At 63.6% G+C, this 7,003-nt stretch carries 9 protein-coding genes; 6 read left to right on the forward strand and 3 right to left on the reverse strand.

The window, feature by feature from the left end; genetic code table 11:
- Positions 1–71: 71 nt before the first annotated feature.
- A complete protein-coding gene (locus EN781_RS20965) occupies positions 72–1,475 on the reverse strand; it encodes a hypothetical protein (protein ID WP_126054338.1) in 1,404 nt (467 codons plus the stop codon).
- Between the two features lie 137 nt (positions 1,476–1,612).
- On the opposite strand from EN781_RS20965, the gene ilvA reads away from it, so the two are divergent.
- Together ilvA and EN781_RS20975 are read left to right on the forward strand one after the other, a co-directional pair.
- The gene (gene ilvA, locus EN781_RS20970; RefSeq protein WP_126054339.1) at positions 1,613–2,869 is read left to right on the forward strand and encodes a threonine ammonia-lyase IlvA; all 1,257 of its coding nucleotides are present in this window, start codon (positions 1,613–1,615) and stop codon (positions 2,867–2,869) included.
- Positions 2,866–3,423 (forward strand): DUF1697 domain-containing protein, encoded by a 558-nt coding sequence (locus tag EN781_RS20975; protein ID WP_126054340.1) that lies wholly within the window; start codon positions 2,866–2,868, stop codon positions 3,421–3,423. Before ilvA ends, EN781_RS20975 begins: the two co-directional genes overlap by 4 nt.
- Before the next feature lie 11 nt (positions 3,424–3,434).
- On the opposite strand, the gene EN781_RS20980 is transcribed toward EN781_RS20975, so the two are convergent.
- Positions 3,435–3,725, reverse strand: a complete 291-nt coding sequence (locus tag EN781_RS20980) for a DUF2218 domain-containing protein (RefSeq protein WP_126054341.1) — start codon at positions 3,723–3,725, stop codon at positions 3,435–3,437.
- Between the two features lie 131 nt (positions 3,726–3,856).
- Complete coding sequence (locus EN781_RS20985) at positions 3,857–4,297, reverse strand: VOC family protein (RefSeq protein ID WP_126054342.1); 441 nt, start codon at positions 4,295–4,297, stop codon at positions 3,857–3,859.
- Between the two features lie 298 nt (positions 4,298–4,595).
- On the opposite strand from EN781_RS20985, the gene EN781_RS20990 reads away from it, so the two are divergent.
- From EN781_RS20990 to EN781_RS21005, 4 genes are all read left to right on the forward strand, one after another.
- Positions 4,596–5,192 (forward strand): cold-shock protein, encoded by a 597-nt coding sequence (locus EN781_RS20990; protein WP_126054343.1) that lies wholly within the window; start codon positions 4,596–4,598, stop codon positions 5,190–5,192.
- Positions 5,193–5,216: 24 nt separating this feature from the next.
- Entirely contained in the window at positions 5,217–5,780 is a 564-nt protein-coding gene (locus tag EN781_RS20995) for a DUF192 domain-containing protein (RefSeq protein WP_126054344.1), read from the forward strand.
- 19 nt (positions 5,781–5,799) lie between these two features.
- On the forward strand, positions 5,800–6,567 hold the full coding sequence (locus EN781_RS21000) for an alpha/beta hydrolase (RefSeq protein ID WP_126054345.1): 768 nt from the start codon (positions 5,800–5,802) through the stop codon (positions 6,565–6,567).
- A gap of 19 nt (positions 6,568–6,586) precedes the next feature.
- Positions 6,587–7,003, forward strand: a 417-nt coding sequence (locus EN781_RS21005; protein WP_127400292.1) for a GNAT family N-acetyltransferase, incomplete at its 3' end; no start/stop codon positions are given.

Consider the following 7,003-nt stretch of genomic DNA (forward strand, 5'->3'; position numbering starts at 1 on the left):
GTCCACCCACCGCGATATCTCCCCGACAGCCGAAGTGCGGCGGAAGTAAGTCGTGTCCAGCCGAAAAGTGATCAGCGCCCGGCGACGGCCATTGCACTGTTGCGCGAAAGCCAGAACGGCGGCAGGAAGGCGGGAATGTTGGAGAAGGGCAGCACTTCCGGCTTCAGCCGGATGCCGAGCACATCGCCCATGAAGGCGCGGCGCGCCTCGATACGACTCCAGGCTTCCGAATAGCGCGCGGCGATCTCCTCGCGCAACGGTTCGTCGGCGAGCGCGATGCCGTCCTCGATGTTGGTGGTGAAATAATCGGTGCCGGTTGCGGGGATGACGTCGACCTGCAGCGCCATCCCCGATTTCAGTTGGATGCCGGAGCCTGAAAACACCGGCGAATGCATCCACTCGTCGATATGAATGAGATGGCCGGGATTGAGACCAACGCCGAAGAACGGGTCGCCGATGCGCTCGTGCACCGCTTTCCACAGCGCGCCGCCGGCGACACCGATGCCGATAGTCTCGTACCAGTCGACGGCGGCGGAAAAATAGGGCGCCACAAGCTTTTCGATGTAATCGCTTATGCCCCGCGGCAGCTCGGCGGCGCTCTCGACCAGGAAGCCGGCGCGGGCGTTTAGCGAACCCTGGATGCCGTAGGCCATGGTGATCGGATCGCCGCGCTTGATGATGTCGAGGCGGGGGCTCGGCAGCCCATAGGGGGCGCGCCTGCCGGCGGACAGCATCAGGTGGCAGCATTGCGGCAGGCCGTTGATGCCCATCAGCCGCGCCGCCTGCAGCTCGGTCATGTCGGGTTCGATGCCCTGGAGCACGTTGCGCAGGCCTTGCGAGGAGAAGGTCGCGGCGAATTCGAAGGACGCAAGCTGATCGGCCTCGTTGATCGCGCGCAGGCCGTCGGCAGGGTTCATCAAGAGATCGGCCGCATTCCGGACCGCGCCGTTGTTGCCGGCGAGCGCGCGCAGCGTGTCGGCGATGAAGGAGGGTAGGTCGAGCGTCGCCTCGCCAAAGCCGGCATCGCCAGCGCCGAACGACTTCCAGCCTATGGCGCCGATCCGGTGGCCCGACCTCAGCCCGCAAGCGGCCAGGATGTCCGGCAGCGCGTCGGAACGGTCGCGCGGCTGCGCCGGCAGCGAAAAGGTCTGGTAGAGGACGCGCTCATAGGGGCCGCCGCAGAGTTCGGCATAGCCCCAGCCCTCATTGCCGACCAGCAGTTTTGCTTCCCTGCCGGGAACGATGACCAGCAGCGTCTCCTCGAAGCGGGGGTCGTAGCCGCAGAGATAGGCGACGTTGGCGGCATGCTCGCGGTCGCCGTAGATGACGAAGCCATCGAAGCCGGCCTTCAAGCCGCGCGCAACCAGCGCTTCGATGCGCGCCTCGTAAGTGGCGCGTGGAATGAGCGGCATCACCGTCGGCTCGCCGAATTCCGGCAGCGACATGGTTTTCAGGGCAACCGACGCGACAGGCATGAACAAACGCCTCCAAGTGCTTGCAAATACCGGGAATGCCGGTAGCGGGGCTCATGGCCGGCGGACAATGGCCTTGCGGGACCGGATGTGCAATAGGCTTACATCAACCCGCCCAGTGCGCTTCGGGACAATTTGCCATGAACAGTTTTTCTTCTCGCGTTGCCACCGCCGCCGCCGCTATTCGCCAGATCTTCCCGGAAACGCCGCTGCAGGAAAACGACTATCTGTCGAAGAAAACCGGGGCGCGGGTGCTTCTCAAGCGCGAGGACCTGACGCCGGTACGCTCCTACAAGATCCGTGGCGCCTTCAATTTCTTCCGCAAGGCGCTGGCCGCCGGCAACAACGCCGAGCTGTTCGTCTGCGCCTCCGCCGGCAATCACGCCCAGGGCTTTGCCTTCGTGTGCCGCCATTTTGGCAAAAAGGGCGTGGTCTTTATGCCGGTGACTACACCTCAGCAGAAGATCGACAAGACGCGGCTGTTTGGCGGCGACTTCGTCGAGATCAGGCTGGTCGGCGACTTCTTCGACGATTGCTATCGCGCCGCGTTCGAATTCGCGGAAAGCGGCGGCGCGCATATGGTGCCGCCCTTCGACCACAAGGACATCATCGAAGGACAGGCGACCGTTGCCTATGAGATCGCGGACCAAATGCCGGGCGCGCGCATGCCCGATGTCGTCATGCTGCCGGTCGGCGGCGGTGGTCTCGCCGCCGGTGTGACGCACTACTTCGCCGACCAGCATCGCGAGGCGCGTTTTGTCTTCTGCGAGCCGGCAGGCGCGCCGAGCCTCAGCGAGAGCCTGTCCTCAGGCAAACGGATCAAGCTCTCCAAGGTCGACAATTTTGTCGACGGCGCCGCTGTCGCGGAGATCGGCCGTGAGCCGTTGCGGCATCTGAGGGAATTTGCCGCCGATGCGGTGCGGCTGATCCCGGAGAACCGGCTCTGCGCGACCATGATCGAGATGCTCAACGTTGAAGGCGTGGTGCTGGAGCCGGCAGGCGCCCTGGCGATCGATGCGCTCAAGGATTTTTCCCGCAAGGAGATCAGGGGCAAGACCATCGTCGCGGTGGTTTCGGGCGGCAATTTCGATTTCGAGCGGCTGCCCGACGTCAAGGAGCGGGCGCTGCGCTTCGAAGGGCTGAAGAAATACTTCATCATCCGCTTTCCGCAGCGGCCGGGCGCGTTGCGCGATTTCCTCGAAATGCTGGGGCCGGACGACGACATCGCCCGCTTCGAATATCTGAAGAAATCGGCGCGCAATTTCGGTTCGGTGCTGATCGGCATCGAGACCAAGGACCGCCGCAATTTCGATCTGCTGAGAGCGAATTTCGACGCCGAAGGCGTGCAATACCAGGACATCACCGACAACGAGACGCTGGCCGGGTTTATCATATGAGCGGGAAAGGAGCGGTCTTCGTCGCGCTGTTTTCCGGCATCAATGTCGGCGGCAACCGCATTGTCAGGATGGCGGAGTTGCGGACCTTCTTCGAGGAACTCGGCTTTTCCGATGTGGTCAGCTATGTGCAGAGCGGCAACGTCGTGTTCCGGTCAGCAAAGGGCGACGCCGCCGGTTTGACGAAAAAGCTGGAGGCCGCCTTCGAGAAGCAATGGGGGTTCCATTCGCGCATCATGGTGCGCGATGCCGGCTGGTTCGTGCGGCTGGTGAAGGAAAATCCCTATCCGGAGGTCTCCGACGATCCGACCAAGCTGCATGCCTATGTGCTGGAGCGCGGGCCGACGACCGAGGAGATCGCGCGGCTCGCCGAAAAATGCACCGGCCCGGAGCGCTTCGAGGTCAAGCGCGACGTGCTTTACCTGCATGCGCCGGAGGGGCTCGGAAAATCAGTGTTTGCCAATCTCATTCCACGCACCCTGAAAGTGCCGGGCACAGCCCGCAACTGGCGCTCGGTGCTGGCGCTGGTCGAGATGGCGGGCCAGACAGGCGCTTGACGCCAATCGGCTCACGCGGCCTTCTGCCAGTCGAAGGTCAGTTCCTCGCGGAAGGCAAAGCGCTTGATGTGGTCGGCGACGACCGTTTCCAGGCGTTCGAGCGATGTCGCGTCGTCGGCTGCCACGGCGATATGGAGCGCTTTGGCATCGGCCTCCATCACCGTGCGTCCCAGCGACGTCAGGTCGATAGCGCCGTGGTGCGGGTCGAACTCGACCGGAAATTTGTGCGCCCAGTGCTTGCAGAGTTGCTGCAGGTAGCGGCTGGCATGTTCGGTGGCGACATCGGCGCGACTGGTCGGCATGGATGAATTTCTCCCGGCGGATCAAGAAAAACGCCAGCCTCGTAAAGCTGGCGTCATGAGCGGATAGATAGGCGCCGTCTGGCGAAGCGCCAGAGCTTGGCGGTTAAATTGCCGTGGGATTGGCGAAACGCCTACCAGCTGCCTGTGTTCGGCATCGAGGCCCAAGGCTCGGCCTTGGCCTTTGCCGGGCCCTTCTGCAGCAGCTCGATCGAGATCCCGTCCGGCGAGCGGATGAAGGCCATGTTGCCGTCCCGCGGCGGCCGGTTGATGGTGACGCCGCTGTCCATCAGGTGCTGGCAGGTGGCATAGATGTCGTCGACCTCATAGGCGAGGTGGCCGAAATTGCGGCCACCCTTGTAGTCCTCCGGGTCCCAATTGTAGGTCAATTCGACCAGCGGCGCCTTCTCCGCGATGCCGCTCTTCTCGTCTCCCGACGCGGCGAGAAAGATCAGCGTGTAGCGCCCCTGCTCGTTCTCGTAGCGGCGCACTTCCTTCAGGCCGAGCTTGTTGCAGTAGAAGTCGAGCGAGGCATCGATGTCGGCGATGCGGACCATGGTGTGCAGATAGCGCATGGGATCTTTCTCCGGGCGTTGCGTCGCGGCGGAACATAGGGGCCACCCGACCAAAGGGCAATCGCCGGAACGCCGGAGCAAGAGGGGCAATCCGACAGTCAAGCCGAGCCGGAGCGCGGCACAGTCCGATTTTAGGACACGTCACCCCGGTTGCGGACATGCCGGCAAACGACAAATGAGGTATTCCAGTGTTCAACGGTGAAAAAAGGCACGTCAGGTCTTGCACACACCGGAAGCCGCGGTGTTAATCTGATGTCAAGAATCAGTTGCGGTTGTGTTGAAAAAAGGGGGCATTCTTATGGGGGAAAAGGCCTCTTTTACGGGGCGGGACGGAAGCCTTGACGGCGCCTTGAAGCGCGACAGCGGCGGCGAGGGCGCCGACCTTGTCGAAATCGCCGGCGCGATCAAATGGTTCGACGTGGCCAAGGGCTACGGCTTCATTCTTCCGGACGATGGTGCCTCCGGTGATATCCTCCTCCATGTGACATGCCTTCGAAAGGACGGGTTCCAGACCGCGCTGGAAGGCGCGCGTGTCGTTTGCCTGGTCAAGCAGGGCGAGCGCGGCCTGCAGGCCTTCCGCGTTCTTTCCATGGATGCCAGCACGGCGGTGCACCCGGCCGAGATGCAGGAGCAGCGCACACATGTCACCGTGGCGCCGGAGAGCGGACTCGAACGGGCGCTGGTGAAGTGGTTCAACCGCACCAAGGGATTCGGCTTCCTGACCCGGGGCGAGGGCACCGAGGACATTTTCGTCCACATGGAGACGCTGCGGCGCTATGGCATCACCGAGCTCAGGCCCGGTCAGGTCGTGCTGGTTCGTTTCGGCCGCGGCGACAAGGGCCTTATGGCTGCCGAAATTCACCCGGATATGGGCACCTTGCCGGTCTCGCATTAAGCGCAGTCCGGCCGAGGATCTTGCATGCTTCACAGGAACTGGCTGACGGCTGGCGCGGTCTGCGTCGCGATGGCTTTCGTCATCGCGGCCGCCGTCTATTTCTATTCACAGCGGCCGACTTCGGCCGATGGTCAGGCCATGATCCTGCCCGTCGACCCGACGCCGCTGGTGGCGGTGACGAAATCGGGTGAACGCTCCTTTTCGATCGAGATCGCCGACACATCCGATGAGCGAGAGGCTGGCCTGATGTTCCGCCAGCAGATGGCCGACGATCACGGCATGCTGTTCGTGTTCGAGGAGTCCAGGGACCTGACTTTCTGGATGAAGAACACGCCGATGCCGCTCGACCTGATCTTCGTCGGGCAGGACGGCAGGATCCGGGCAATCTTGCACGGCGAGCCGCAGTCCGAGGCGATCATCTCGCCCGGCGAACCGGTGCGCTTCGTGCTCGAGCTCAAGGCAGGCACGGCCGCCAAGGACGGTATCGCGGACGGCGACCTGTTGCGCCATCCGGCCATCGGCACGGCGTCGGGGCCGGCCAGGCCGGCGCCGGACAAGGGCGATGCGCCGAGCGTCGATCCCAACTGAACAATCCGGACCTTTGCCGATGCAGTATTTTTCGCACGACGGTTTCGACCTTGCCTATCTCGATCGCCAGCCGGCATCGGGCTACGGCGATCCGGTGCTGATGATCCACGGCTTTGCCTCCAGCCACTATGTCAACTGGGTGTCGCCCGGCTGGTTCAAGACGCTGAACGATGCCGGCTACCGGGCGATTGCCTTCGACAACCGTGGTCACGGCTCGTCATCGAAGAGTTACAACGAGGCCGACTACACGCCGGCGAAAATGGCTTCCGACGGGGCAGCCTTGCTCGATCATCTCGGTATCGAACGGGCCCATGTGATGGGCTATTCGATGGGCGCGCGCATCTCGGCTTTCCTGGCGCTGTCCGACCCGGACAAGGTGGCGACGCTGGTGTTCGGCGGCCTTGGCATCGGCATGGTCGACGGTGTCGGCGACTGGGACCCGATCGCGGCGGCACTTCTTGCCGAAGATCCAGCGGCGACGACGCATCCGCGCGGCCGCTCGTTTCGCGCCTTCGCCGACCAGACGCGCAGCGACCGCCGGGCGCTTGCCGCTTGTATCGCCACCTCGCGCGAACTGCTCAGCGAAGGTGACATGGCGCGGATTTTCCAGCCGACCCTGATCGCCGTCGGCACCAAGGACGACATTGGCGGCTCGCCGGACGAACTGGCGGCGTTGATGCCGAATGCAAGGGCATTCCACATCGAGGGCCGCGACCATATGCTGGCCGTCGGCGATAAGAGCTTCAAGCAGCGCGTGCTGGAGTTCTACGCCGAAAACCCGCTCTAATACGGCACCAGTGAGTGCCATGGTCGACCTTCTCGTCACTTACATGGAGATGACCGAGCCGCCGTCCGGCGAGGGCATTGCTGCCCGGCTGGCGGGTGCGACGGTGGGGCGGGAAACGCTCGATATCGGAGGCTATGTCAGCCTCTACCGCGCCGTCGGCGAGCCGCTGCAGTGGGATCAACGGCTGCGCATGGAGCCACGGGAGCTTGAACGGCTGCTCGCCAGTCCGGCGACGCATGTCCATGTCCTGCGCGTCGACGGCGAGGCGGCCGGCCTGTGCGAGTTCAACGGCGTTGGCCAATCCGTTGTCGAGCTCACCCATTTCGGGCTTGTGCCCGCTTTCCAGGGCCGTCGGCTCGGGCCGTTCCTGCTTGACCGGTCGCTTCGCGCGGTCTGGTCATATCGGCCCGAAAGGCTCTGGCTGCACACCGACTGT

The sequence above is a fragment of the Mesorhizobium sp. M4A.F.Ca.ET.090.04.2.1 genome (genome assembly GCF_003999085.1).
Taxonomy (GTDB): domain Bacteria; phylum Pseudomonadota; class Alphaproteobacteria; order Rhizobiales; family Rhizobiaceae; genus Mesorhizobium.

Bases quoted from the DNA above. Each gene is read 5' to 3' on its own strand.
- EN781_RS20965 (WP_126054338.1), bottom strand. From the start codon at position 1,475: ATGCCTGTCGCGTCGGTTGCCCTGAAAACCATGTCGCTGCCGGAATTC.
- ilvA (WP_126054339.1), top strand. From the start codon at position 1,613: ATGAACAGTTTTTCTTCTCGCGTTGCCACCGCCGCCGCCGCTATTCGC.
- EN781_RS20975 (WP_126054340.1), top strand. From the start codon at position 2,866: ATGAGCGGGAAAGGAGCGGTCTTCGTCGCGCTGTTTTCCGGCATCAAT.
- EN781_RS20980 (WP_126054341.1), bottom strand. From the start codon at position 3,725: ATGCCGACCAGTCGCGCCGATGTCGCCACCGAACATGCCAGCCGCTAC.
- EN781_RS20985 (WP_126054342.1), bottom strand. From the start codon at position 4,297: ATGCGCTATCTGCACACCATGGTCCGCATCGCCGACATCGATGCCTCG.
- EN781_RS20990 (WP_126054343.1), top strand. From the start codon at position 4,596: ATGGGGGAAAAGGCCTCTTTTACGGGGCGGGACGGAAGCCTTGACGGC.
- EN781_RS20995 (WP_126054344.1), top strand. From the start codon at position 5,217: ATGCTTCACAGGAACTGGCTGACGGCTGGCGCGGTCTGCGTCGCGATG.
- EN781_RS21000 (WP_126054345.1), top strand. From the start codon at position 5,800: ATGCAGTATTTTTCGCACGACGGTTTCGACCTTGCCTATCTCGATCGC.